Raw genomic sequence first — 22462 nt, 5'->3', positions numbered from 1 at the left:
GCTTTCGCCCTATAACCGTTCATCCACACCACGGACAAGATCATGGAAATCGGACAATACCAACCGAATCTCGAAGGCGACGGCCTGCGTATCGGCATCGTGCAATCGCGCTTCAACGAGCCCGTGTGCAACGGCCTCGCCGACGCGTGCGTCGAAGAACTGGAGCGCCTCGGCGTCACCGGTGAAGACGTGCTGCTCGTGTCGGTGCCCGGCGCGCTGGAAATCCCGCTCGCACTGCAGAAGCTCGCGGAAAGCGGCCAGTTCGACGCGCTGATCGCGCTCGGCGCGGTGATCCGCGGCGAGACCTACCACTTCGAACTCGTGTCGAACGAGAGCGGCGCGGGCATCACCCGCATCGGCCTCGACTTCAACCTGCCGATCGCGAACGCGGTCCTGACGACCGAAAACGACGAGCAGGCTGTCGCGCGCATGACCGAAAAGGGTCGTGACGCCGCGCGCGTCGCCGTCGAGATGGCCAACCTGACGATGGCGCTCGACCAGCTCGGCGACGACGACGAGGACGAAGAAGAAGACGAAGACGACGAAGAGGAGCGCGCATGAAGAAGAGCGCCCGCCGACAATCGCGCGAGCTGGCGACGCAGGGCCTGTATCAGTGGCTGCTGTCGAACGCGGCCTCCGGCGAGATCGACGCGCAGCTGCGCGGCGCGCTCGGTTACGACAAGGCTGACAAGGAACTGCTCGAAGCCATCCTGCACGGCGTGATCCGCGAGCATGCGACGCTCGTCGAAGCGCTGACGCCGTCGCTCGACCGCCCGATCGAACAGTTGTCGCCGGTCGAACGCGCGGTGCTGCTGATCGCGACGTTCGAGCTCACGCACCACGTCGAAACGCCGTATCGCGTGATCATCAACGAAGCTGTCGAACTCGCGAAGACGTTCGGCGGCTCCGACGGCTACAAGTACGTGAACGGCGTACTCGACAAGCTCGCCGCAAAGCTGCGCCCCGCCGAAACGCAGGCGCGCCGCAACGGCTGATACCGTTTGTTTGTCCACGGGCGCGCAAGCGCCCGTTTTTCATTCTCCCTCCTCCGCCCCGCCCGACCGATGAATACCACCGCCGATTCGCTCGTCACGCTCGCCGCACGCGTCGACGCGATCCAGCCCTTCTACGTGATGGAACTGATGAAGGAGGCACAGCGGCTCGAGTCCTCCGGACGCGATGTTATCCACATGGGCATCGGCGAACCGGATTTCACCGCGCCGGAGCCTGTCATCGAAGCGGCCACGGCCGCGCTGCGCCGCGGCGTCACGCAGTACACGAGCGCGCTCGGCATTGCGCCGCTGCGCGAGGCGATCGCCGCGCACTACGCGCGCGCGTACGGCCTCACGATCAGCCCCGAGCGGATCGTCGTGACGGCCGGCGCATCGGCCGCGCTGCTGCTCGCGTGCCTCGCGCTCGTCGGCCGCGACGACGAGGTGCTGATGCCCGACCCGTCGTATCCGTGCAACCGGCACTTCGTCGCGGCGGCCGAAGGCCGCGCGGTGCTCGTGCCGAGCGGCCCGGACGCGCGCTTCCAGCTCACCGAGGAAGACGTCCGCACGCGCTGGAGCGACCGCACGCGCGGCGTGCTGCTCGCGTCGCCGTCGAACCCGACCGGCACGTCGCTCGAGCCCGACGAACTGAAGCGAATCGTCGAAGCCGTGCGCGCACGCGGCGGCTTCACGATCGTCGACGAGATCTACCAGGGGCTCAGCTACGACGCGGCGCCCGTGTCGGCGCTGTCGTTCGGCGACGATGTCATCACGGTGAACAGCTTCTCGAAGTATTTCAGCATGACCGGCTGGCGGCTCGGCTGGCTCGTCGTGCCGCCCGCGCTGGTCGGTACGTTCGAGAAGCTTTCGCAGAACCTGTTCATCTGCCCGTCCGCACTCGCGCAGCACGCGGCGCTCGCGTGCTTCGAACCGGCCACGCTCGACATCTACGAAGCGCGCCGGCTCGAATTCAAGCGCCGCCGCGATTTCATCGCACCGGCGCTCGAACGGCTCGGCTTCACGGTTCCGGTGATGCCCGACGGCGCGTTCTATGTCTATGCGCATTGCGGCGGCGTCGCGCACCCGGCGGCCGGCGACAGCGCCGCGCTCACGCAGGCGATGCTGCACGACGCGGGCGTCGTGCTGGTGCCCGGCATGGATTTCGGCGTCCATGCGCCGCGAGACTACATCCGTCTGTCCTATGCAACGGCCTACTCGCGGCTCGAAGAGGCAGTCGATCGGCTCGCGACGCTGTTCGGGCAGCACTGACGTCGCGGCCCGCACACCGGCCGTTCCGCGCACCGCAAGAAAAAAAGGCACCCGATCGGGTGCCTTTTTCATTGCCGGCCGGAACCGCGCGCTACGTTACGCGCCGAGCTCCGAATGGCCGCCGTGCGATTGCTTCGCGGTATCGACGCTTGCGTCGTCCTGCGGCGACGTTTCCTTCGGCGCGGCCGTCTTCGCCGACGTCGCGGTTTCGAGCGTCGCATGCACGCGCTTCGCACCGCCTGCCGCCGCCGTCACGGCTGCGGCCGTGACGATCGGCTTCGCCTGCGGCGCATTGACCGGCACGCTGCGGCCGTGCGACACGTCGCGCAGCCGGCCGCGCTCGGCCATCACCTTCGAACCGTATGCGGTGTCGTCGGGGTTCGTCGAGCCGTTGTACAGACGCAGGCCGTTCGCCAGCGAGCCGCCGCGGGCGATGCAGTCCTTCAGCACGAGCGCGCCGACCTGGAGGTTCGCGAGCGGCTGCAGTGCGGTATCGGTGCCGCCGAAATACTCGAACTTGTCGGAATGGACCTTCGACATGACCTGCATCAGGCCCTTCGCGCCGACGCCGCTTTCGGCGTACGGGTTGAAGCCCGACTCGATCGCCATCACGGACAGCAGCAGCAGCGGATCGAGGCCGACGTCACGACCGGTCTGGAACGCGGCCTTCACGAGCTGGCCGACCGGCTCCTGGGCGACACGGTAGCGGCGCGACAGATAGGTCGCGACGAGCGCCTGTTCGCGGTTCGACGCGAGCGCACGGTCGTCGCGCGCATCGGCCGCCACCCGCTGGGTCGGAATCAGCTTGGCCAGCGCGACCGGCGACGGGCCGTTGCGGGCCGGATCGGACGCATCGCCCTGCGCGGCGGCTTCCGGTGCGACGTCGAGGCCGACCGCAAGCGCGTCCGTTTCCGGGCTCTCTTCCTGCTGCTGCGGCTGCACGCCTGCAGGCGCAAAGTTCGGCAGCGGATGACCGGACAGCAGACGGGCCGGCCCGGCCTGCACGGCCGCGGATACGACCGGCATCAGCTTCGCGGCAAGCGTGCCGCGTACGGTTGGCAGCAGCCACAGTGCAAGTGCAACCGCGACAGCGAGACAGCCGACAACGCTGAATAGATGGTGACTGACACGCGTCCCGCGACGCAGCATGTTGCGCACGATTTGCGCATGCTGCTCAGTGGGACGCCACGATAACCAAGCGTTCATTCAGATCATCTCCCATGAACATGACTCGTGCGGCTCGCTCAGCTCGATGGCGAGACAGAAAACGTGCCGCGGAATCACGATGCCGCACGCCTTGGTTGGGACGTGCAAGCATCGGGGAAACGGTATAAGTACCGTTCGAGGCCACGGTGTAAGAGGGCCGGCGCCTTCGCACAGTGGGCGAGACGGGCATACGCGGTGGCACCCACGCAAAAAACCAGCGTCTGGTAGCGCTGGCTGGGACTACGACTAAGGCCGTCGAATACGCCGTGCAGGATTCGGCGGACGGTGACGCGCTGCGTCAAAGATCGGTGATTGGCGGCTCGAAGCCTTTTACCCTGCAGCCAATGTGAGCGGATTCTAGCAGGGTTTTATAGATCGTCAACACTATAAAACCTCGAAATTATAACAAAAAGTAATTTAAAACCGACCTTCAGATCGGAGGCCCCGTGCCGTAGGGGGTTTGCGCGCGGTCGACTTTTTTCTCGGCCGGGCGTCCACGCGGCGGGCCGGGTAAAATCGTCGGTCGATTCGGGGCCGCAGCCGGCCGCTGCGCCCGCCCACCGTCGCCCGCCCTGCGGGCGGCCCGGACCTTCTTCATGAAATACAAAGACTTACGCGATTTCATCCAGCGCCTCGAAGCGCTCGGCGAACTGCAGCGCGTCACGCAACCCGTGTCGCCCGTGCTCGAAATGACCGAGCTGTGCGACCGCGTGCTGCGCGCCGGCGGCCCTGCGCTGCTGTTCAACGCGCCGCCCGGCCATGCGTTTCCCGTGCTCGGCAACCTGTTCGGCACGCCGCGCCGCGTCGCGCTCGGGATGGGCGTCGATGCGGGCGACGACGCCGCGCTCGGTTCGCTGCGCGATCTCGGGCGCCTGCTGTCCGCGCTGAAGGAACCCGACCCGCCGAAGAGCCTGAAGGACGCCGGCAAGCTGCTGTCGCTCGCGAAGGCCGTGTGGGACATGGCGCCGAAGTCGGTGTCGTCGCCGCCATGCCAGGAGATCGTCTGGGAAGGCGCCGACGTCGACCTGAACAAGCTGCCGATCCAGACCTGCTGGCCCGGCGATGCGGGGCCGCTCGTCACGTGGGGCCTGACGGTCACGCGCGGGCCGAACAAGTCGCGCCAGAACCTCGGCATCTACCGCCAGCAGCTGATCGGCCGCAACAAGCTGATCATGCGCTGGCTCGCGCATCGCGGCGGCGCGCTCGACTTCCGCGAATTCGCGCTGCAGAACCCCGGCAAGCCGTATCCGGTCGCGGTCGTGCTCGGCGCCGATCCGGCCACGACGCTCGGCGCGGTGACGCCCGTGCCCGATTCGCTGTCCGAATACCAGTTCGCCGGCCTGCTGCGCGGCAGCCGCACGGAACTCGCGAAGTGCCTGACGCCCGGCGTCGACACGCTGCAGGTGCCCGCGCGCGCCGAGATCGTGCTCGAAGGCTTCATCCATCCGCAGGACGGCACCCCTACCCCCGCTCCTGCCGGCGCGCCGCCGCGTCCGGCCGGCAACGCGTCCGCCGCGTACGAGCACGCGCTCGAAGGGCCGTACGGCGACCACACCGGCTATTACAACGAGCAGGAGTGGTTCCCGGTATTCACGGTCGAGCGCATCACGATGCGGCGCGACGCGATCTACCACTCGACCTACACGGGCAAACCGCCCGACGAGCCCGCGGTGCTCGGCGTCGCGCTCAACGAGGTGTTCGTGCCGCTGCTGCAGAAGCAGTTCACGGAGATCACCGACTTCTACCTGCCGCCTGAAGGCTGCAGCTACCGGATGGCCATCGTCCAGATGAAGAAGAGCTACGCGGGTCACGCGAAGCGCGTGATGTTCGGCGTGTGGAGCTTCCTGCGGCAGTTCATGTATACGAAGTTCATCGTGGTCGTCGACGAGGACGTGAATATCCGCGACTGGAAGGAAGTGATCTGGGCGATCACGACGCGCGTCGACCCCGTGCGCGACACGGTGATGGTCGACAGCACGCCGATCGACTATCTCGACTTCGCGTCGCCGGTCGCCGGTCTCGGCTCGAAGATGGGGCTCGACGCGACCAACAAGTGGCCCGGCGAGACGAACCGCGAATGGGGCCGCCCGATCGAGATGGATGCGGCCGTGAAGGCGCGCGTCGACCGGCTCTGGCAGGAGATCGGACTCTGAGGCCGAACGGCCGGCGCCCGCCGGCCCGTGCATCGCACCCACCACACGAACGACGAAGATGAGCTTCCCCCCCGCCTCGATGCTGTCCGACGGTTTCTTTCTGTCGCTGTCGCTGTGTCTCGACATCGGCCTCGTGAACGTCGCGATGCTGTCGCTGACGCTGTCGCACGGCTTCCGGCCGGGCTTCTGGCTCGGCGTCGGCTCGTGCGTCGGCGACCTCCTCTATGCGGCGCTCGCGCTCGCGGGGATGGCCGTGCTGCTGCAGTTCGAGGCCGTGCGCTGGATCGTGTGGATCGGCGGCGGCGCCGTGCTGCTGTTCCTCACGTGGAAGATGGCGCGCGAAGCGCTGGCGCCGGCCAGGGCGGAAGATGACGACGCGGACGATGCCCCGCCGCCGCGGGCGAGCGCGCGGCGCAGTTTCCTGCGCGGGATGCTGCTCGCAATGTCGTCGCCGAGCGCGATCCTGTGGTTCGCGGCGGTCGGCGGCGCGCTGATCGCGAAAGCCGGCGCGACCACGCCGGCCACCGCGTCGGTGTTCCTGTCGGGCTTCTTCCTCGGCGGCCTCGCGTGGACACTCTTCATGTGCACGCTCGCGAGCCACGGCCGCAAGCGCGCGGGCGCCGGGCTGATGCGGGCGTGCCACATCGCGTCGGCGCTGCTGTTCGCGTATTTCTCGTACAGCGTGATCGTCGGCGGCTACCGCGACCTGATCGCGCACGCGGTGTAAGCGAAGCCGACCCGCGCGGGCCGCGCGCCGAGCGACGGCCCCAATGAAAAACGGCGCAGCGCCCCTCGCGGGACGTTGCGCCGTTTTGCCACGCGCGGTCAGGCCGCGCGGGACGAATCAGCGACGCCAGTAGCCGTGATGGCCCCAGCCGCCGTAACCGTGACGCCAGTACGGACGACCGTAGTAACCGCCGTAACCGCCATAGCCGCCGACGACCACCGCGGGCGGCGGCGCATAGTAGGCCGGTGCCGGTGCGTAGTAGACGGGCGGAGGCGGCGGCGCGTAGTACACGGGCGGCGGCGGTGCATAAACGGGATACGCGGGCGCGACCGGGATACCGATGCCGACCCCGATCGACACGTGAGCCTGTGCGGCGCTTGCGGCACCCAGGCCCAGCGCGGCGGCGGCGATGAACGGAATGAGCTTTTTCACTTCGATTCTCCTGCTGGAGCGGTATTTTATGCGCTCCTGTCGGCAACGGCGGGCATGCACGTCGCATGGAAGCAATGTAGCGAAAACCCGCCCCTCGCGTGTTTCGCATTTGTTGCAAATTGCAATCGCACGCGGCCGGAGCCGCCGTGCGGCGTGGCTTCCGGAGCCTGCGGCGACCCTTGCAGGTCGCGCGATTCCGTCCGACGAGTCGGGTCGCCACGCGACGGCCGGTCAGTCTTACCGGATATGGCATGCACGGCGGGCACGCGTACGTAATGAACGATTACAAATTTGAAACAGGACACCGACAATTCAAGACCGACGCCCGCGCAATGCGTTTCGGGGTCGGATTCGACGATCGCGATTCGACCGCATTGCCCGGCGCAAATGCGCGTGTGGATCGCACCGCATACCGGTAATGACGACATGCGTGCGCGCGGAAATCGACCTTCCGCGGCCGTGCTTTTATTCCTGCGATACTGGCGGCTGCCTCGTTTTCGCTTACGTCCGCTGCCATGTCCCTCCCCGACACACCCCGTCTCGGCTTCATCGGCGCCGGCCGCCTCGCGCGCTGCGTCGCACAGCGCTTCGCGCAGGCCGGCTTTCCCGTCGTCGCGATCGCGAGCCGCACGCCCGAATCGGCCGCGGCCCTCGCCGCGCGCATCGACGGCTGCCAGGCGGTCGACACGCCGCAGCAGGTCGCCGACGCCGCCGACCTGATCCTCCTGACGGTCCCCGACGACCATCTCGCGTCGACCGCCGCGGCACTCCGCTTCGATGCATCGCGCGCCGCCAGTCAGGCGGTCGTCCACTGCAGCGGCGCGTCGGCCGTCGCGCTGCTCGATCCGGCGAAACGGCAAGGCGCGGCCACCGGCGGCTTCCATCCGCTCTACCTGTTCGGCGGCACCGACGCGGACCTTGCCCGCATCGACGGCTGCTCGGTCACGATCGAAGCCGACGGCGCGCTGCATGCGACGCTGATGCGACTTGCTGCCGCACTCGGCTGCCATCCGCTGTCGATTCCGGCCGGCGGCCGGATGCTCTATCACGCGGCCGCGCACTACGCGGCGAGCTTCGCGCTGTGCGGGCTGTCGGAAGCGGTCGAGCTGTGGCGCGGCCTCGGTTTCGACGAGGAAGCCGCGCTGCGCGCGCTGCTGCCGATGCTCGCCGGCACGATCGAGACCGCGCGCGACAAGGGGCTCGCGAACGCGCTCGCCGGCCCCGTGTCGCGCGGCGATACGGGCATCGTCGAACGCCAGCTCGCGCTGCTCGAAGCGCGCGGCGGCGATCACGCGACGCTGTACGCGTTGATGACGCGCCGCGCGGTCGCGCTCGCGGCGAAGCGCGCCGTGCCGCCGGCGTCGCTGCCGGCGCTCGCCGAAGCCGTCGAAACGTCGCTCGCGCGCACGGCCGCGCCCCCCTCCCCGTCGCGAGACGAGGCGTGATAAGGTGTCGGCCGATGCGCCGCCATCCGGCGTTGGCGGCCGCACGCTACTGACCGTATAAAAAGGATGCCAACGATGTTCGGCGAGATCGCCCGTTTTCTGCTCAATACCGTCTTCACGCTGTTCGGCGCCGCGCTGATCCTGCGCGTCTGGATGCAGGCCGTCCGCGTGCCGCCGTACAACCCCGTCACGCAGGCCGTGCTGCAGGCGACCAACTGGCTCGTGCTGCCGCTGCGCCGCGTGATCGCGGGCGTGCGCGGCATCGACTGGGCCAGCGTCGTCGCCGCGCTGCTGACCGCGCTCGTCTACGTCGTGCTGATGGTCGTGATGGCCGGCTTCGATCCGGCCGCGGCGATCCCGACGCTCGTCGTGGTCGCGCTGCTCACCGTCGTGAAGTGGGCGCTCAACCTCGTGATCTGGATGACGATCCTGATGGCGCTGCTGTCGTGGCTCAACCCGCGCTCGCCGGCGATGCCGATCCTCTTCCAGCTCACCGCGCCGTTCCTGAACCCGCTGCGCCGCATCATCCCGAACCTCGGCGGCATCGACCTGTCGCCGATCCTGCTGTTCGTGATCGTGCAGGTGCTGCTGATGATCGTCACGCGCGCCGCCGTGTCGCTGACGATGTTCGGCATCTGACGCCCCTGGGCCTGTTCACGCCAATCACGGAAACAGGCCCTATGCCGCCGGCCCCTGCGCCGGCGGTGCGCCAAGCGTGTCGATCACGCCGAAGCGCGCCGGAATCATCGCGTAGCACACGCGCACTTTCTCGTGCGACAGCCGTTCGAGCAAACGTTGCGCTTCGTCCTCGGTGACGATGAATTCGACCTCGATCGCGAGCGAACCCTGCAGTTCGAAAAAGCGGTCCTCGTGCAGCACGCGATGCTGGCCGAAGCCGGCCATCGCGCGAAACGCGGAACCACCCGCGACGCCCATCCGGTTCGCCTCCTCCAGCAGCCATTCCCACAGCGGCTTCCAGTGCAGCCGGTGCTGCTCGTGCAGGTAGAAGCGCAAGAAGATCCTGTCCATCGCTCCCTCCGATGGCGGCCCGCTCAGGCCGCCGCGAGCCACGCGCGCGCGGTCCACATGCCGAGCGCCGTCAGCGCGAACGATCCAGTCAAGTGTAGGGCAGCCACCGCAAACGCCCATCCGAATTCGCCCTCGAGCGCGTGGGTCATCACTTCGACCGAATAGGTCGAGAACGTCGTGAGGCCGCCGAGGAAGCCCGTGATCACGAACAGCCGCCACTCGGGCGGCAGCCCGACGCGGGCCGTGAACACGACGGCGGCAATGCCGATCACGTAGCCGCCGATCAGGTTCGAGGCGAGCGTGCCGAGCGGCACGGCGGGAAAGAATTCGTTGAGCGCGAGGCTCAGGAACCAGCGCAGCAACGCGCCGAGCCCGGCGCCGACGAAGATCGCGACGATCGAATAGAACAAGGGCACTCCCGGTCGATGATGCAGCTGGGTTCAGCCGTCGGCCCCCGATTGCCCGGGGCTATGCCCGTTCCAGGGCGCGCGCGGCGCGTGCACGGGCGGTACAAGCTGAACTGTATGCGGATTCGCCGCGCCGCTGCAACGACGACGGCAGGTGCGACGCCCGCCCGTTCACTCGGCCTCCGGCACGCTTACGCGTGCTGCCAGGCTGCGTCGAGCGCAGTCAGCGTCGCCAGCGCACCGCCCTTCAATCCGATCACGTCCGCACGGCGCGCATGGGCCTCTCGCGTGTTGATGCGGATGACGTCGGCGCCCAGCCGTTCGCTCAGCAGGCGCACGGTCGGAATCGCGGTGCCCGCGCCGATCTCGACCACGGCGACGCGCCCGGCCTGCACGATCCAGTCTTCCAGCGCGCGTTCCTGCGCGTCGTAGCGCGCCCCGAGCCAGCCGGTGTCGCCGAACATCAGGATGTTCGGCCGCGCGAGGCCGCCGCAGTGCGGGCAGCGCGGCGCTTCGCCGACCAGCCGGCAGGTGGCTTCGTCGACGTCCGGCACGAACGGTGCCGCATCCCACGTGTCATCCGAGCACGGCCGCAGGCACTGCATCGCATGAATCGAGCCGTGGATCTCGACGATTCGCGCCGGATCGAAACCGGCTTTCTGGAACTGGCCGTCGACGTTGCTCGTCAGCACGAAGCCGCCGTTCGGCATCGCGTCGATCCAGCGGCGCAGGATCGCGAAACCCGCGTGCGGCACCGTCGCGCGGTAGAGCGCGAGACGGTGCCCGTAGAACCCCCACGCGAGTGGCGCACGCGCACGGAACGCGTGCGGCGACGCGATCTCGTGGAATTCGAAACGCTCGTGGCGCAGCGCCGGATACGCGCGCCAGAAGCCGTCGGTACCGCGGAAATCGGGCAGCCCGGAATCGACGCCGATGCCCGCGCCGGCCGTCACGAGCAACGCGTCGGCGCGCGCGAGCGCATCAACGGCGGCAGCGACGAGATCGGCGGGAAGCTGCGCGGCGGCAACGGTGGAGTCGGCGGAATCGGGGAACGGCATGACAGGGCGGCGGTAACGTCGAACGGTGCGCGGGTGGCGTCGCGATCATACGCCGGTTCGGGCATAACGTGCCGCATTCGCGAATGCAACGGTATGACGCGATCGCAATGTCATGATTTCCGCGTGGCGCCGGGCTTTTCCCGCTACCGACGACGCAGGAAAGCACCGGCGATGCCGCGCCCCGGCACCTCCCCGCCTGCTCAGCTATCCGAATCGTCTTGCGCGACCGGAATTTCGTCGACCGCGAAATAGACCGGCTTGCCGAGCTGCCGTGCGAGGCTGACATCCGCGTCCGCGCCGCGCGACGCGCCGTCGATCCGCCATACCGCATCGCAGCGCCGCAGCAGCCGGTGCGCGGCCGGATACAGGAACGCCTCGCTGAGTTCGTCGCCGACCTGTCGCGACCCGGCCGCGACCGCGAGCGGAAGCGACACCCACTCGCCGATCATCGGCACATGCCCGCGGCGATACACGGCGAGCGCCGCCGCTTCCAGCCGGTGCAGGTTCGCGGCGATGCGCGCGGGGTCGCCGTCGGTGCCGCTGCGATAGGGGCCGGCGACCAGCACGAGCAGCGGCGTCATGCCGCGCGCGCGCCGGCGGTTTCCCGCAGCGCGACGTACTGCAGCAGCATGATCGTCTTCGCGTCGACGATCTCGCCGCGCTCGACTGCATCCAGCGCCGCCTGCAGCGGCATCTCGACGACCTCGAGATCCTCGCCCTCTTCCGCGACGCCGCCGCCGTCGCCGGTGCGCAGCGACGCATCGTATTCGCCGACGAAGAAATGCAGCTTCTCCGTCACGGAACCCGGGCTCATGAACGCCTCGAACACCTTGCGCACGCCGCGCACGCGATAGCCGGTCTCCTCCTCGGCCTCCGCGCGGATGCGTGCTTCGGGCGTCGCGTCGTCGAGCAGGCCGGCAGCCGCTTCGAGCAGCATGCCATCGTGCCCGCTGACGAACGCCGGCATCCGGAACTGCCGCGTCAGCAGCACGTCGCCCGTGCCCGCATTGCGCAGCAGGATGGTCGCGCCGTTGCCGCGGTCGTAGGTCTCGCGGCTCAGGCGCTGCCACGTTCCGTCGCGGCGCAGGAAATCGAACGTCACCTTCTTCAGCACATACCAGTCATCGGACAGCACCGTCGTATCGACGATGCGCACGCGGTCCCGCGTTGCAGCCATCGCAGCCTCCCATTCGACAAAAGACGGCGCCCATGGTAACGTGCATATTCGTGCAATTTCAAGAACTTTCGTGCAAACACGATGCTGACGACGCAACGCAAGAAAGCGATCCTCGACGCGCTCGCACGCGACGGCCAGGTGCTGGCCGTCGAGCTGAGCGCGCAATTCGGCGTGTCCGAAGACACGATCCGCCGCGACCTGCGCGAGCTGGCGGCCGAAGGCCTGCTGCAGCGCGTGCATGGCGGCGCGCTGCCGGCGTCGCCGGCCGTCGCGCCGTTCGCGCAGCGCGAGGCGCTCGAAACGGCGGAAAAGCGGCGCATCGCGCGGCGGGCCGCCGAGATGATCGCGCCCGGGCAAGTGGCGATCGTCGACGGCGGCACGACGTCGGCGCTGCTCGTCAGCCAGTTGCCGGCCGACCTGCGCGCGACGATCGTCACGCACAGCCCGAGCGTTGCCGTTGCGCTGGCCGCGCATCCGTCGATCGACGTGATCCTGATCGGCGGGCGGCTCTACAAGCATTCGATCGTGGCGGTCGGCGCAGCGGCGATGGAAGGCATCGCGCGCATCCATGCGGACTTGTACTTCATGGGCGTCACGGGTGTGCATCCGGTCGCGGGGCTGAGCACCGGCGACTTCGAGGAAGCGGCGATCAAGCGCGCGCTGGCCGAACGCGCGGCCGAGACGGTCGTGCTCGCGTCGCAGTCGAAACTGCGCGCGGCGTCGCAGTTCGTGATCGGCGACATCACGCTGGCGCAGACCATCGTCGTCGAGAAGGAAACCGAAGCAGCGCTGACGAAGCCGATCGAGGCGGCGGGCGTGACGGTCGTGCGCGCATAGCGGCGCCGGTGCGCGTCCGTGCGGCGCATCCGTGCGGTGCTCACCGGATCGCATCGATCGAATCGACCGCGGGCTTTCATCACGCCAACGCCGAGCCGATGTCAGCGTGCTGACAGGCACCGCTTGCTAACATGGGCGCCCGCCCAATCGCCACGCACCGCCCGCCCGATGCCCTCGCCCTCCGCCACCACCCCGCCGGCGTCGCCTGCCGGCGATGCGCCGCCGCCGGGCGTCCTCGCGCTGTTCGTCGCGTTCGCGCAGATCGGCCTGACCAGCTTCGGCGGCGGGCTCAGCGGGCGGATGATGCGCGACTTCGTGCACGAGCGGCGCTGGCTCGACGAAGAGGCGTTCCTCAACGGCCTCGCGCTGTCGCAGGCGTTGCCGGGCGTCAACGTGAAGAACCTCGCGATCTGGATCGGCTACCGGCTCGCCGGATGGCGCGGTGCGGTGGCCGGCTTCACCGGCATCATCGCGCCGCCGGCCGTGCTGATCGTACTGTTCGGCGTCGCGTTCTCGACCCTCACGCGCTTCCCGCTCACGCATGTCGCGCTCGCCGGCGCGGCGGCCGCGGCGATCGGGCTGTCGATCTCGATGGCGATCACGGCCGTGCGCCGGCTGCCGCGCCGCGCGCTGCCGTTCGCGGTGATGACGCTCACCTTCGTGTCGGTCGCGGTGCTGCACTGGCCGCTCGTATGGACCGTGCTGGTCGGCGGCACGTTGAGCGTCGCGCTCGAATACCGCCGTGCAGCCACTGCGCCCGCCGGGAGCGACAAGCCATGACCGCATCGCAACGCTACACCGCGCTGTTCGGCGTGTTCGCGCCGCTGTCGATCGCGACGATCGGCGGCGGGCAGGCGATCATCGCCGACATCCAGCGACAGGTCGTCGACGTGCATCACTGGATGACCGCCACGCAATTCGTGAACGACTTCGCGATCGCGCGGATGGCGCCCGGCCCCGGCTCGCTGCTTGCGACGCTGATCGGCTGGCAGGTGGCCGGCTTCTGGGGCGCGGTGATCGCGACACTCGCGCTGTTCGGCCCGACTGCGTTCCTGATCTACGGCGTCGCGCACCTGTGGCGACGGCACCAGGGCACGCGCTGGCAGATCGCGCTCGAAGCCGGGCTACGTCCGGTCGCGGCCGGCATGATCGTCGCGTCGGTGTGGGTACTGCTGCAGGCGCTCGACGGCGGCTGGCCCGCGCGCGCGATCGCGGTCGCGTCGACGCTGTGCGTGATGGTTTCGCGCATTCACGCGCTGCTGCTGATCGTGGTGGGCGCGCTGCTGCTGGTCGGCGTTCATGCGATAGGCGGCGTGTAGCGCCTACCGCCGTCGCACGTCAACGCCGCGCCGCGCGGACACCTGAACGCCTACACGCCGCGAAACACCGGTACGCGCCGCTCGGCAAACGCACGCAGCCCTTCGTCGAAATCCGCACCTTCGCACGCGTGCCGGCGCAGTTCGGCAATCCGCTCGAACGCATCGACCGGCAACGGCCGCGCGTCCTGCAGCACGCGCAACTGCTCCTTCACGGCGTGCACCGCGAGCGGCGCCTTCGCGGCGATCGTGCGCGCGACGTCGAGCGCCGCCTCGTCGACGCCGCCCGCTTCGGCCAGCCGGTTCACGAGCCCGTGATGCGCGGCGCGCTCCGCGTCGAGCGGCTGTGCGCAGAAGAACATTTCCTTCAGCACGTGGATCGGCAGGTTGTCGCAGAAGCGCAGCAGGCCGCTCGTCGAATACGGCAGCCCGATGTTCGCCGGCGTCATCGCGAAGCGTGCATCGCGCGCCGCGACGACGAGGTCGCAACTCATCACGAGATCGACCGCCCCGCCCCACGCCGACCCAGCCACCGCCGCGATCACCGCGCCCGGATAGGTCCGCACGCGCCGCAGCGCACGTTCGAGCGGCTTGTCGTACGCGAGCGGATCGCGGTCGTCGGCCAGTTCGCGCAGGTCGTGCCCGGCACTCCACACGTCGCCGCTGCCGTCGTTCGACAGGATCACGACGGGCGGCGGACGAAGCGCGGCAAGCGCATCGAGGCGCGCGACGAGCGCATCGAGCAACGGTGCGTCGAGCGCGTGCCGCCGCGCCGGATTCGCGAACCGCACACGCGCGATCCGCTCGCCGATCATGTCGACCGTGACGTTCGACGGCATGTCGTGTTTCGTCGTGTCGGTCATTGCAGCGCCTCCGCTACAGCTTCCGCCTGGAAGATCGCGCGCTCGGCCAGCAGTGCGTCGATCGCGTCGTCGCCGTAGCCCGCTTCGCGCAGCACGTCGACCGTATGCTCGCCGAGCAGCGGCGGCGCATGGCGCGTGCGCGGCGCAGGCACATCGTCACCCATCCCGCCGAGCGGCGTGACGACCTGGCGCAGCGTCCCGAGCGTCGGATGCGCGACCGGTTCGACCAGCCCGCAGTGCGCGAGCTGCGGATCGTCGAATACTTCGTCCAGCGTATTGATCGGCCCGGCCGGCAACCCGGCCTCGACGAAACGCTGCGTCCATTCGCGCTTGCCGCGGGTGCTCAGCCGGCTTTCGAGCAGCGCCTTCAGTGCGTCGCGGTGCTCGACGCGCGCATCGTTGGTCGCGAAGCGAGGATCGTTCGGCAGCTCGGGCAGATCCAGCAACCGGCACAGCCGCAGCCACATGTCGGTCGTGATCGGCGCGAGGTTGAGCGGCCCGTCGGCCGTCTGGAACACGCCGTACGGCGCGATCACCGCATGCGCATTGCCGGTGCGGCGCGGCACGTCGCCGAGGCTCAGGTAGCGTTGCCCATGCACGCTCAGCAGTGCGACGAGGCTTTCGAGCAGCGACGTGCCGACATGCTGCCCGCGCCCCGTGCGTTCCCGCTCGAACAGCGCGGCCATCACGCCGGTCGCGACCCACATCCCCGAGCTGAGATCGCCGATCGCGGTGCCCGTGCGGGTCGGCTCGCCATCCGGGAAGCCGGTGAGGCTCATCAGCCCGGCATAGCCCTGCGCGATCTGGTCGAAGCCCGGCCAGTCGCGCAACGGGCCGCGCGGGCCGAACGCGGTGACGCTGCCCATCACGAGCCGCGGATCATGCGCGCTCAGTGCGTCGTAGCCGAGCCCCATCGCGTCCATCGTGCCTGCCTTGAAATTCTCGATCACGACGTCGGCCTGCGCGATCAGCCGGCGCACGACGTCGAGGCCGGCCGGCTGCCGGAAATCCACGCAGATGCCGCGCTTGTTGCGGTTGCAGGACAGGTAGTACGTGCTCACGCCGCGATCGAACGGCCCCCATGCGCGGCTCATGTCGCCGTTCGGCCCCGACTCGACCTTGATCACGTCGGCGCCGAGATCGGCGAGCACCATCGAGCAGAACGGCCCCGACAGCGCTCGACTCAAATCGACGACCCTGATTCCTTTTAATGCCTGCATTCCGGACTCCTGATATTGATGACTGAATGTTGCTGTTGCGTATTTCCGAACGATCGCGGCGCGCCGCTCATTCGGGCAGTGTCTGGTGGCGCGTTTCGACCGCGAACGGCAGGATCAGGATGCCGACCACGAACACGGCCGCGGTCCATGCGACCGGTACACCGAGCGACCCGTAGCCGTGAATCGCCGCGCCGAGCAGGAAGTTCACGCCCGCGCCGATGAAGCGGCCGACCGACGCGTTGAATGCGAACGCGGTCGCCCGCACGCGCGTCGGATACTGCTCGGGCAGCCACAGCGAGAAGATCGCGAAATTGCCGCCGAAGAAACCGAGGAACGCGAGCGACACCATGAACGCCGTGAGCCCGTTCGGCTGGTAGAACGCCCAGCCGAACGCGAACACGATCGCGCCGGCCATGCCCGCGAAATAGACGCCGAGCGCCACGCGCCGGCCGAGCCGCTCCGACAGCCACGGCGCGGCCAGGCAGCCGGCGATCGTCGCGCACGACAGGATCGCCGCGCCGACCGACGCAAGCCGCAGCGCGCCGATGTGATCGATGCCCGCGCGCGCCGCCAGCGTACTGACCGCGCTCGCCTCGTAGACCGAGCCCGCCCATAGCCCGACGATCGCGACGCCGACGAGGCTCGCGCTCGTCAGCGTGCGGCGCAGGAATGCCGGTGCGAAGATCTCGCGCAGCGGATGCACGCGCCGCGCGTCGGCCACGTCGCCATCGCGCGCGTCGTGCCGGCGCCACTGCCCCGGTTCCTTCACGCGCATCACGGTGAACACCGCGAGCAGTGCGGGGGCCAGCCCGCACAGGAACATCGCGCGCCAGCCGTAGGTCGCGCCGATCGTGTAGTTCAGGCAGGCCGCGATGAAGAAGCCGAAGTAGTAACCCGTCTGCAGGTAGCCGGCGCCCATCTTGCGGCGGTCTTCCGGCCAGCTCTCGGCGACGTAGGTGCCCGCGAGCGCCCATTCGCCGCCGACGCCGATCCCGGCGATCAGCCGGCACGCGGCCAGCGCCCACACGTCGTGCACGAACGCGGCCGCGCCGGTGAACACCGAATAGATCAGGATGCTCGCGGCGAGCGTGCGCACGCGGCCGAAGCGGTCGGCGAGCGGCCCCCAGACGAACGACAGCCCCCAGCCGATCAGAAACAGCGCGAACAGGATCGAGCCGTACAAGCCGAGATTCGCGGGCGTCGCCGCGATGCCGGATGCCGGCAGCAGTTCGGTCAGTGCGGGAATCAGCACGAGCGCGTAGATCACCGAATCCACGCCGTCGAGCACCCAGCCCGCGTACACGGCCCAGAAGCCCTTGACCTGCTCGCGCGTGAGCGGCGTGCGCCGCGGCTTCGCGCCGGCCGCCGGCGCGTCGATCGCCTTGAACATCTTCGTCTCCTTGCCGGCGCGGCCGGCACTGTTGCCGCGTCCGGTCCGGGATGGCCGGCAGGCTGGCTCTTTTGTGAGACGAGTATAGAAACACCTTCGATCGCCGAAAAATATGATATTCATCTCGATCGATCGGATTGGCTTATGGCTTGAATCGGGAGACGGCGGCGATGGACTTGAGACAGTTGCGCTATTTCGTGAAGGTCGTCGAATGCGGCAACGTCACGCATGCGAGCGAGGCGCTGCATGTCGCGCAACCCGCGGTGAGCCAGCAGATGCGCAATCTCGAACAGGATCTCGGGATGCAGTTGCTCGAACGGAGCGTGCGCGGCGTCGCGCCGACCGCCGCCGGTCGCACGCTGTACCAGCACGCGCTCGAGCTGCTGCGCCAGGCCGACGGCACGCGCGAGCTGCTGCGCCGCGACGCCGATACGCCGCAGGGCCGCGTGACGGTCGGGATGCCGTCGAGCACCGCGCGCATGCTGGCGATTCCGCTCGCACGCGCGGTGCGCGACCGTTATCCGGGCATCATGCTGGAGCTGATCGAGGCGCCGAGCGCCGATCTCGACACGCTGCTCGAACGCGCACGGCTCGATCTCGCGATCGTCGTCGACGCGGTCGACACGCGCGGCATCGCGATCCACCGGCTGCTGACGGAAACGCTGTACCTGATCACATGGCCCGGGTTTCATGTGCCGGACGATCCCGTGCCGCTCGACGCGATCGCGCGGATGCCGCTCGTGCTGCCGAGCGCGCCGAACACGATCCGCAACCGCGTCGACTGGGCGATGCGCGAGGCCGGGCTGTCGTACGAGATCAGCTTCGAGGCGAGCTCGACCGGGCTGCTGTTCGCGGCCGTGATGGCGCAGCTCGGCGTGACGATCCTGCCGTGGACGGCCGCGCACGTCGAGATCGAGGAACGCAAGCTCAAGCTGTCGACGGTCGCGCACCGGCTGTTCGCGCGCGACCTGTCGCTGTGCTGGCACGATACGGCGCTCGTCAGCAATGCGGTGCAGAAGGTGAAGGCCGAAATCGTGCGGCTGTTCGACATGCTCGGGCAGCGGCCGGAGTGGGCGTCGGAGAATGCCGACCGCGCGTGACCGGCGCGGCGCAGGGGCATTGACAACGTCCTCCGGCGCCCCTTGACGTTGCTCCCATCGTAACCATCACCGGTTCAGCCTAAGAGGTTGTCGGCCCGCTCGTGCTCGACACCTCTGACTTCATCGAAGGCCTGCTGCTTGGCGCCGGCCTGTTCACGCCGGTCGGCCCCAAGGACGCCTTCGTCATCAAGCGCTCGATCTCGAGCCCCCATCTGGTCTCCATTGCCGTTGTCTGCGCAGGCAGCGACGCGCTGCTGATCGCACTCGGCGCGCATGGTTTGTCGGCGATGCTGTCGCGGCATCCCGGTGTGGTGTCGGCCGCGCTGTGGGCCGGCGTCGCGTATCTCGCCAGTTATGGCCTGCTCGCGCTGCGCTCGGCGATCCGGCGGCGACGGCCAGAGCACGTCGACGGTTCACGCGCAGGCAGCGAACCCACGTGGTCGCGCACGCTGCTCGCGACCGCCGCCGTCTCGCTGCTCAATCCATCTGCGTGGATCGACACCGTGCTGCTGCTCGGCACCGTGATCGTGAGCCACACGCCCGCCGCACGCGCGCCGTTCGCGATCGGCGCGACGACGGCTTCGCTCGCGTGGTTCCTGATGCTCGCCTATGGCGCGCGCGCGTGCCGTGCATGGTTCGCTCGCGTGCTCGCGTGGCGTGTGCTCGATTTTTTCGTCGCAGTGGTGATGCTCGGCTTCGCGGTACGTTTCGCGATCGACGCGATTTAGGCGTCAGCGGCCCGATACCGTGCGAAACGCGTCGTGCGCGTCGGCATGCAGTTCGAAGCCGATGCCCGGTGCCTGCGGTACCTGTGCGTAGCCCGCGTCGACGGTTTCGCCATCGGCGAGTCCACTGAACGGATGGAACGCGAACGGATTGACTTCCGCGCCGCCGAGCCCGAGCGCGGCAACGACGTGCAGCGAGAACAGGTGGCCGCCATGCGGCCAGAACGCGTCGCGCCGCCAGCCGCGCGACACGAAGTGGTCGACGATCTGCAGATAGCCCGGCAGCCCGTAGCAATGCACCGGATCGAACACGAGCACATCGCGGTCGCTGCGCAGGCCGCCGTAGCGGTCGAGCAGCTTCGCTTCCGCGAGCGAGAACAATGCTTCACCGGCCGCAATAGGCGAAGCATATCGCGCGGCAACGTCCGCCTGCAGCGGCAGATCGAGCGGGTCGCAGATGTCCTCGAACCACCAGAGGTCGAACGGCGCGAGCATCGTCGCGGCGCCTTGCACGGTCGTCGCGTCGTACGTGTTCATCGCGTCGACCGCCAGATGCGAACTGTCGGCGAGGCGCGCGGCGGCGGCTTCGATGCGTCGCCTGTCCTGGTCGAGATCCGCGCCGCCGATCTTGATCTTCGCGTGCGTGTAGCCGAGATCGGCGATGCGGCGCATCTCGTCCGACAGCCGCGCGAGATCATCATGCGGATAGCGATAGCCGCCGCCCGCGTACACGCGCACGCGTGGTGCTGCCGTGCGAGCGAGCCGGTCGGCGAGAAAGCGATGGAGCGGCAGGTTGGCGATCTTCGCGGCGGCGTCCCAGATCGCCATGTCGAGCGTGCCGACTGCCACGCATCGTTCGCCGTGTCCGCCGGGCTTTTCGCCGGCCATCATCGCGCGCCAGGCGCGGAACGGGTCGAGGTTGGTGCCGGCTTCGTCGGCGAGTGTATCGGCCGCAGCCAGCAGGCGCGGCGCGAACCGTTCGCGGATCAGTCCGCCCTGCGCGAAACGGCCGACCGATGCGTAGCCATAACCCGTCACGGGGCGGCCGTCGCGCACGACGTCGGTGATGACCGCGACGACACTCGTCGTCAGGCCGCCGGATGGAATGGACGGGTCGGCATAACGAGAGACGGGGATCGCTTGCTCGCGGATGGCGGTGATGCGCATGGTCGGGTTCCGGTGGGCGTCCGGCGCATGCGATGGTTCAAGCGGTGCGGCCGGAACGATAAGCAGACCGCTGCATCATAAGCGCTGGCGCGGCCGGTTGCAGGCGTTCCGCGGGCGTCGTCTTGTTTTTGATGTATGGGCCCTTGCAACATGCAAGGGCCGCGATGATAGAAGCCGCGAACCGGGAAGGTATCCGGACGACGACGATATGCGTGGTCGAATCTACAGGCCCGTTCAGGCGAAGACGAAGTACTTGCGCACCGTCTCCACCACTTCCCAGGTCCCTTTCATGCCGGGTTCAATCACGAACACGTCGCCGGCTTTCAGGTGCACCGACTCCTCGCCTTCCGGCGTGATGATGCAGTAGCCGTCGAGGAAGTGGCAGAACTCCCATTTCTCGTAATTCACCTCGAACTTGCCCGGGGTGCAGATCCAGGTGCCCATGATCTTGCTGCCGTCCTTGGAGACGTAAGCGTTGAGGTTCACGGTGTGCGGATCGCCGCCGATGCGCTTCCACTTGGTCGCGTCAAGGACCGGAGTCGGGCAGGTTTCGCGCAAAACGGTGATGAAATCGGACATGTCAGCTCCAAACGAACGGGTAAGTGGTCCGTCACGTTAGTTCGGAAGCGCTAACGGGGCTTGTATGCTTCCGACACCGACTCGTCAATTTTCGACACCGACTCGCCTGCAAGCGCGTTGCCCCCTGGCTCGGGCGGATTGGCTCCAGCCATTTGCGGATTCAACCAATCGCGCAAATTGCGCTGACGGACCGTTTTAGGCCGATCTTTGACGACCATTCTCGGCGACGCCACCGCCCCACGATCCAAGCCATGCCAGTTTCGCTGCCACCACCCCAAACCGCCCGCTTGCCATCCCCACGTCAAACCCTGTAGAATTGCGCGTTCTGCGGGCGTCGTATAATGGCCATTACCTCAGCTTCCCAAGCTGATGACGTGGGTTCGATTCCCATCGCCCGCTCCACTTTCCGGCTGCATCGCAGCCTGCGCAAAAGCCGCCTCGTCGAAGGCGGCTTTTTTGTACCATGTGCCGGTTCCCCGGCGCACTGCTGCGCGCAACGGGCCCTCGCCCGCAACAAAGCCTTTCTCTGTACCGATGATGCACGACGATCCGAACGAAGCCGGCCTGCCGCCGCACGACGACGCCATTCCCGACGAAACTGCCGACGGCGCCGACGAAGTCAATCCGCTGCACCACCGCCGCATCCGCAGCTTCGTCACGCGCGCCGGCCGCGTGTCGACCGGCCAGCGCCGCGCGCTCGACGAACTCGGCCCGCGCTTCGTCGTCCCGTATGCGCCGGAGATGCCCGACTGGAATGCAGTGTTCGGCCGCAGCGCGCCGCGCATCCTCGAGATCGGCTTCGGGATGGGCGCATCGACCGCGGAAATCGCGGCGAACCGCCCCGGCGACGACTTCCTCGGCGTCGAGGTGCACGAGCCGGGCGTCGGCGCGCTGCTGAAGCTGATCGGCGAACAGGACCTGCCGAACATCCGCATCATCCAGCACGACGCGGTCGAAGTGCTCGAGCACATGCTCGCGCCGGAAAGCCTCGACGGCGTGCACATCTTCTTCCCCGACCCGTGGCACAAGGCGCGCCACCACAAGCGCCGGCTGATCCAGCCGCCGCTCGTCGCGCATCTCGCGTCGCGCCTGAAGCCCGGTGCGTACATTCACTGCGCGACCGACTGGCAGAACTACGCGGAACAGATGCTGGAAGTGCTCGGCGCGGAGCCGACGCTCGAAAACACGGCTGCCGACTATGCGCCGCGCCCCGACTACCGCCCGGTGACGAAGTTCGAACGGCGCGGGCTGCGGCTCGGCCACGGCGTGTGGGATCTGGTGTTCCGCAAGCGCGCAGGCTAAGCGCCCCGCCCCGCGCGGAATAAAAAAATCCCGACCGACGTCACGCGCCGGTCGGGATTTTTTCATGG

Annotated in this window: 26 protein-coding genes and 1 tRNA gene; 15 read left to right on the top strand and 12 right to left on the bottom strand. The window is 68.3% G+C overall.

What is annotated here, in order from left to right; genetic code table 11:
- Positions 1-42 precede the first annotated feature (42 nt).
- From ribH to ABD05_RS10310, 3 genes are all read left to right on the top strand, one after another.
- Positions 43-561 carry a 6,7-dimethyl-8-ribityllumazine synthase gene (ribH, locus tag ABD05_RS10320; RefSeq protein ID WP_011351235.1) on the top strand — a complete coding sequence of 173 codons (519 nt, stop codon included), beginning with the start codon at positions 43-45 and terminating at the stop codon, positions 559-561.
- The gene (gene nusB / locus ABD05_RS10315; protein WP_047900037.1) at positions 558-995 is read left to right on the top strand and encodes a transcription antitermination factor NusB; all 438 of its coding nucleotides are present in this window, start codon (positions 558-560) and stop codon (positions 993-995) included. The genes ribH and nusB overlap by 4 nt, the downstream gene beginning before the upstream one ends.
- Positions 996-1064: 69 nt before the next feature.
- Positions 1065-2261: a pyridoxal phosphate-dependent aminotransferase gene (locus tag ABD05_RS10310; RefSeq protein WP_047900036.1), complete on the top strand. Its 1197-nt coding sequence runs from the start codon at positions 1065-1067 to the stop codon at positions 2259-2261.
- Positions 2262-2357: 96 nt separating this feature from the next.
- Here the strand turns inward: ABD05_RS10310 and ABD05_RS10305 are convergent, their stop codons facing one another.
- Positions 2358-3467: a lytic transglycosylase domain-containing protein gene (locus ABD05_RS10305; protein WP_047900035.1), complete on the bottom strand. Its 1110-nt coding sequence runs from the start codon at positions 3465-3467 to the stop codon at positions 2358-2360.
- A 596-nt stretch (positions 3468-4063) separates the two neighbouring features.
- On the opposite strand from ABD05_RS10305, the gene ABD05_RS10300 reads away from it, so the two are divergent.
- Both ABD05_RS10300 and ABD05_RS10295 read left to right on the top strand, forming a co-directional pair.
- Positions 4064-5620, top strand: coding sequence for a UbiD family decarboxylase (locus ABD05_RS10300; RefSeq protein ID WP_047900034.1), 1557 nt, complete (start codon positions 4064-4066; stop codon positions 5618-5620).
- Between the two features lie 58 nt (positions 5621-5678).
- A complete protein-coding gene (locus ABD05_RS10295) occupies positions 5679-6347 on the top strand; it encodes a LysE family translocator (protein WP_047900033.1) in 669 nt (222 codons plus the stop codon).
- Between the two features lie 117 nt (positions 6348-6464).
- Here the strand turns inward: ABD05_RS10295 and ABD05_RS10290 are convergent, their stop codons facing one another.
- Positions 6465-6779 carry a hypothetical protein gene (locus ABD05_RS10290; protein ID WP_047900032.1) on the bottom strand — a complete coding sequence of 105 codons (315 nt, stop codon included), beginning with the start codon at positions 6777-6779 and terminating at the stop codon, positions 6465-6467.
- 275 nt (positions 6780-7054) lie between these two features.
- Here ABD05_RS10290 and ABD05_RS38285 point away from each other — a divergent pair, with 275 nt between their 5' ends.
- The 3 genes from ABD05_RS38285 to ABD05_RS10280 all read left to right on the top strand — a co-directional run bounded on the left by ABD05_RS38285 (position 7055) and on the right by ABD05_RS10280 (position 8863).
- Complete coding sequence (locus tag ABD05_RS38285) at positions 7055-7198, top strand: hypothetical protein (protein ID WP_158361575.1); 144 nt, start codon at positions 7055-7057, stop codon at positions 7196-7198.
- 96 nt (positions 7199-7294) lie between these two features.
- Positions 7295-8224: a Rossmann-like and DUF2520 domain-containing protein gene (locus tag ABD05_RS10285; protein WP_047900031.1), complete on the top strand. Its 930-nt coding sequence runs from the start codon at positions 7295-7297 to the stop codon at positions 8222-8224.
- A 75-nt stretch (positions 8225-8299) separates the two neighbouring features.
- On the top strand, positions 8300-8863 hold the full coding sequence (locus ABD05_RS10280; protein WP_047900030.1) for a YggT family protein: 564 nt from the start codon (positions 8300-8302) through the stop codon (positions 8861-8863).
- Between the two features lie 39 nt (positions 8864-8902).
- Here the strand turns inward: ABD05_RS10280 and ABD05_RS10275 are convergent, their stop codons facing one another.
- The 5 genes from ABD05_RS10275 to ABD05_RS10255 form a co-directional block, all read right to left on the bottom strand.
- Positions 8903-9253: a DUF190 domain-containing protein gene (locus ABD05_RS10275; protein ID WP_047900029.1), complete on the bottom strand. Its 351-nt coding sequence runs from the start codon at positions 9251-9253 to the stop codon at positions 8903-8905.
- Positions 9254-9276: 23 nt separating this feature from the next.
- On the bottom strand, positions 9277-9663 hold the full coding sequence (crcB, locus tag ABD05_RS10270; protein WP_047900028.1) for a fluoride efflux transporter CrcB: 387 nt from the start codon (positions 9661-9663) through the stop codon (positions 9277-9279).
- A 188-nt stretch (positions 9664-9851) separates the two neighbouring features.
- A complete protein-coding gene (locus ABD05_RS10265; protein ID WP_047900027.1) occupies positions 9852-10718 on the bottom strand; it encodes an SIR2 family NAD-dependent protein deacylase in 867 nt (288 codons plus the stop codon).
- Positions 10719-10918: 200 nt separating this feature from the next.
- Positions 10919-11299 (bottom strand): TIR domain-containing protein, encoded by a 381-nt coding sequence (locus ABD05_RS10260; protein ID WP_047900026.1) that lies wholly within the window; start codon positions 11297-11299, stop codon positions 10919-10921.
- Positions 11296-11895, bottom strand: a complete 600-nt coding sequence (locus ABD05_RS10255; protein ID WP_047900025.1) for an NUDIX domain-containing protein — start codon at positions 11893-11895, stop codon at positions 11296-11298. Before ABD05_RS10255 ends, ABD05_RS10260 begins: the two co-directional genes overlap by 4 nt.
- 81 nt (positions 11896-11976) lie before the next feature.
- Between ABD05_RS10255 and ABD05_RS10250 the strand changes: the two genes are divergently transcribed.
- The 3 genes from ABD05_RS10250 (at position 11977) to ABD05_RS10240 (ending at position 14051) form a co-directional block, all read left to right on the top strand.
- The gene (locus ABD05_RS10250; protein WP_047900024.1) at positions 11977-12732 is read left to right on the top strand and encodes a DeoR/GlpR family DNA-binding transcription regulator; all 756 of its coding nucleotides are present in this window, start codon (positions 11977-11979) and stop codon (positions 12730-12732) included.
- A gap of 168 nt (positions 12733-12900) precedes the next feature.
- The gene (locus ABD05_RS10245; protein WP_047900023.1) at positions 12901-13512 is read left to right on the top strand and encodes a chromate transporter; all 612 of its coding nucleotides are present in this window, start codon (positions 12901-12903) and stop codon (positions 13510-13512) included.
- Entirely contained in the window at positions 13509-14051 is a 543-nt protein-coding gene (locus ABD05_RS10240; RefSeq protein WP_047900022.1) for a chromate transporter, read from the top strand. Before ABD05_RS10245 ends, ABD05_RS10240 begins: the two co-directional genes overlap by 4 nt.
- A 50-nt stretch (positions 14052-14101) precedes the next feature.
- Here the strand turns inward: ABD05_RS10240 and scpB are convergent, their stop codons facing one another.
- The 3 genes from scpB to ABD05_RS10225 all read right to left on the bottom strand — a co-directional run bounded on the left by scpB (position 14102) and on the right by ABD05_RS10225 (position 17521).
- Positions 14102-14911, bottom strand: a complete 810-nt coding sequence (gene scpB, locus ABD05_RS10235; RefSeq protein WP_047900021.1) for a methylmalonyl-CoA decarboxylase — start codon at positions 14909-14911, stop codon at positions 14102-14104.
- Positions 14908-16131, bottom strand: coding sequence for a CaiB/BaiF CoA transferase family protein (locus ABD05_RS10230; protein ID WP_047900020.1), 1224 nt, complete (start codon positions 16129-16131; stop codon positions 14908-14910). The genes scpB and ABD05_RS10230 overlap by 4 nt, the downstream gene beginning before the upstream one ends.
- Positions 16132-16198: 67 nt before the next feature.
- A complete protein-coding gene (locus ABD05_RS10225) occupies positions 16199-17521 on the bottom strand; it encodes an MFS transporter (RefSeq protein ID WP_047900019.1) in 1323 nt (440 codons plus the stop codon).
- A 170-nt stretch (positions 17522-17691) separates the two neighbouring features.
- On the opposite strand from ABD05_RS10225, the gene ABD05_RS10220 reads away from it, so the two are divergent.
- Entirely contained in the window at positions 17692-18621 is a 930-nt protein-coding gene (locus ABD05_RS10220; protein WP_047900018.1) for a LysR substrate-binding domain-containing protein, read from the top strand.
- A gap of 101 nt (positions 18622-18722) precedes the next feature.
- Positions 18723-19349, top strand: coding sequence for a LysE/ArgO family amino acid transporter (locus ABD05_RS10215; protein WP_047900017.1), 627 nt, complete (start codon positions 18723-18725; stop codon positions 19347-19349).
- A gap of 3 nt (positions 19350-19352) precedes the next feature.
- On the opposite strand, the gene ABD05_RS10210 is transcribed toward ABD05_RS10215, so the two are convergent.
- On the bottom strand, positions 19353-20513 hold the full coding sequence (locus ABD05_RS10210) for a mandelate racemase/muconate lactonizing enzyme family protein (RefSeq protein WP_047900016.1): 1161 nt from the start codon (positions 20511-20513) through the stop codon (positions 19353-19355).
- 234 nt (positions 20514-20747) lie between these two features.
- On the bottom strand, positions 20748-21092 hold the full coding sequence (locus tag ABD05_RS10205; RefSeq protein ID WP_047900015.1) for a cupin domain-containing protein: 345 nt from the start codon (positions 21090-21092) through the stop codon (positions 20748-20750).
- Between the two features lie 327 nt (positions 21093-21419).
- Between ABD05_RS10205 and ABD05_RS10200 the strand changes: the two genes are divergently transcribed.
- Both ABD05_RS10200 and trmB read left to right on the top strand, forming a co-directional pair.
- Positions 21420-21494, top strand: a tRNA-Gly gene (locus ABD05_RS10200).
- 132 nt (positions 21495-21626) lie between these two features.
- Positions 21627-22394, top strand: a complete 768-nt coding sequence (trmB, locus tag ABD05_RS10195; RefSeq protein WP_047900014.1) for a tRNA (guanosine(46)-N7)-methyltransferase TrmB — start codon at positions 21627-21629, stop codon at positions 22392-22394.
- The last annotated feature ends 68 nt before the right edge of the window (positions 22395-22462 follow it).

Origin of the sequence: Burkholderia pyrrocinia (assembly GCF_001028665.1) — a bacterium.
GTDB classification, from domain to species: domain Bacteria; phylum Pseudomonadota; class Gammaproteobacteria; order Burkholderiales; family Burkholderiaceae; genus Burkholderia; species Burkholderia pyrrocinia.
This window is presented reverse-complemented; position numbering and strand designations above follow the sequence as displayed.

Bases quoted from the DNA above. Each gene is read 5' to 3' on its own strand.
- ABD05_RS10295 (WP_047900033.1), top strand. From the start codon at position 5,679: ATGAGCTTCCCCCCCGCCTCGATGCTGTCCGACGGTTTCTTTCTGTCG.
- ABD05_RS10205 (WP_047900015.1), bottom strand. From the start codon at position 21,092: ATGTCCGATTTCATCACCGTTTTGCGCGAAACCTGCCCGACTCCGGTC.
- scpB (WP_047900021.1), bottom strand. From the start codon at position 14,911: ATGACCGACACGACGAAACACGACATGCCGTCGAACGTCACGGTCGAC.
- trmB (WP_047900014.1), top strand. From the start codon at position 21,627: ATGATGCACGACGATCCGAACGAAGCCGGCCTGCCGCCGCACGACGAC.
- ABD05_RS10245 (WP_047900023.1), top strand. From the start codon at position 12,901: ATGCCCTCGCCCTCCGCCACCACCCCGCCGGCGTCGCCTGCCGGCGAT.
- ABD05_RS10305 (WP_047900035.1), bottom strand. From the start codon at position 3,467: ATGAACGCTTGGTTATCGTGGCGTCCCACTGAGCAGCATGCGCAAATC.
- ABD05_RS10300 (WP_047900034.1), top strand. From the start codon at position 4,064: ATGAAATACAAAGACTTACGCGATTTCATCCAGCGCCTCGAAGCGCTC.
- ABD05_RS38285 (WP_158361575.1), top strand. From the start codon at position 7,055: ATGAACGATTACAAATTTGAAACAGGACACCGACAATTCAAGACCGAC.
- ABD05_RS10280 (WP_047900030.1), top strand. From the start codon at position 8,300: ATGTTCGGCGAGATCGCCCGTTTTCTGCTCAATACCGTCTTCACGCTG.
- ABD05_RS10230 (WP_047900020.1), bottom strand. From the start codon at position 16,131: ATGCAGGCATTAAAAGGAATCAGGGTCGTCGATTTGAGTCGAGCGCTG.
- ABD05_RS10265 (WP_047900027.1), bottom strand. From the start codon at position 10,718: ATGCCGTTCCCCGATTCCGCCGACTCCACCGTTGCCGCCGCGCAGCTT.
- ABD05_RS10310 (WP_047900036.1), top strand. From the start codon at position 1,065: ATGAATACCACCGCCGATTCGCTCGTCACGCTCGCCGCACGCGTCGAC.
- ABD05_RS10210 (WP_047900016.1), bottom strand. From the start codon at position 20,513: ATGCGCATCACCGCCATCCGCGAGCAAGCGATCCCCGTCTCTCGTTAT.
- ribH (WP_011351235.1), top strand. From the start codon at position 43: ATGGAAATCGGACAATACCAACCGAATCTCGAAGGCGACGGCCTGCGT.
- ABD05_RS10220 (WP_047900018.1), top strand. From the start codon at position 17,692: ATGGACTTGAGACAGTTGCGCTATTTCGTGAAGGTCGTCGAATGCGGC.
- ABD05_RS10260 (WP_047900026.1), bottom strand. From the start codon at position 11,299: ATGACGCCGCTGCTCGTGCTGGTCGCCGGCCCCTATCGCAGCGGCACC.
- ABD05_RS10240 (WP_047900022.1), top strand. From the start codon at position 13,509: ATGACCGCATCGCAACGCTACACCGCGCTGTTCGGCGTGTTCGCGCCG.
- ABD05_RS10255 (WP_047900025.1), bottom strand. From the start codon at position 11,895: ATGGCTGCAACGCGGGACCGCGTGCGCATCGTCGATACGACGGTGCTG.
- nusB (WP_047900037.1), top strand. From the start codon at position 558: ATGAAGAAGAGCGCCCGCCGACAATCGCGCGAGCTGGCGACGCAGGGC.
- ABD05_RS10225 (WP_047900019.1), bottom strand. From the start codon at position 17,521: ATGTTCAAGGCGATCGACGCGCCGGCGGCCGGCGCGAAGCCGCGGCGC.
- ABD05_RS10275 (WP_047900029.1), bottom strand. From the start codon at position 9,253: ATGGACAGGATCTTCTTGCGCTTCTACCTGCACGAGCAGCACCGGCTG.
- ABD05_RS10250 (WP_047900024.1), top strand. From the start codon at position 11,977: ATGCTGACGACGCAACGCAAGAAAGCGATCCTCGACGCGCTCGCACGC.
- ABD05_RS10285 (WP_047900031.1), top strand. From the start codon at position 7,295: ATGTCCCTCCCCGACACACCCCGTCTCGGCTTCATCGGCGCCGGCCGC.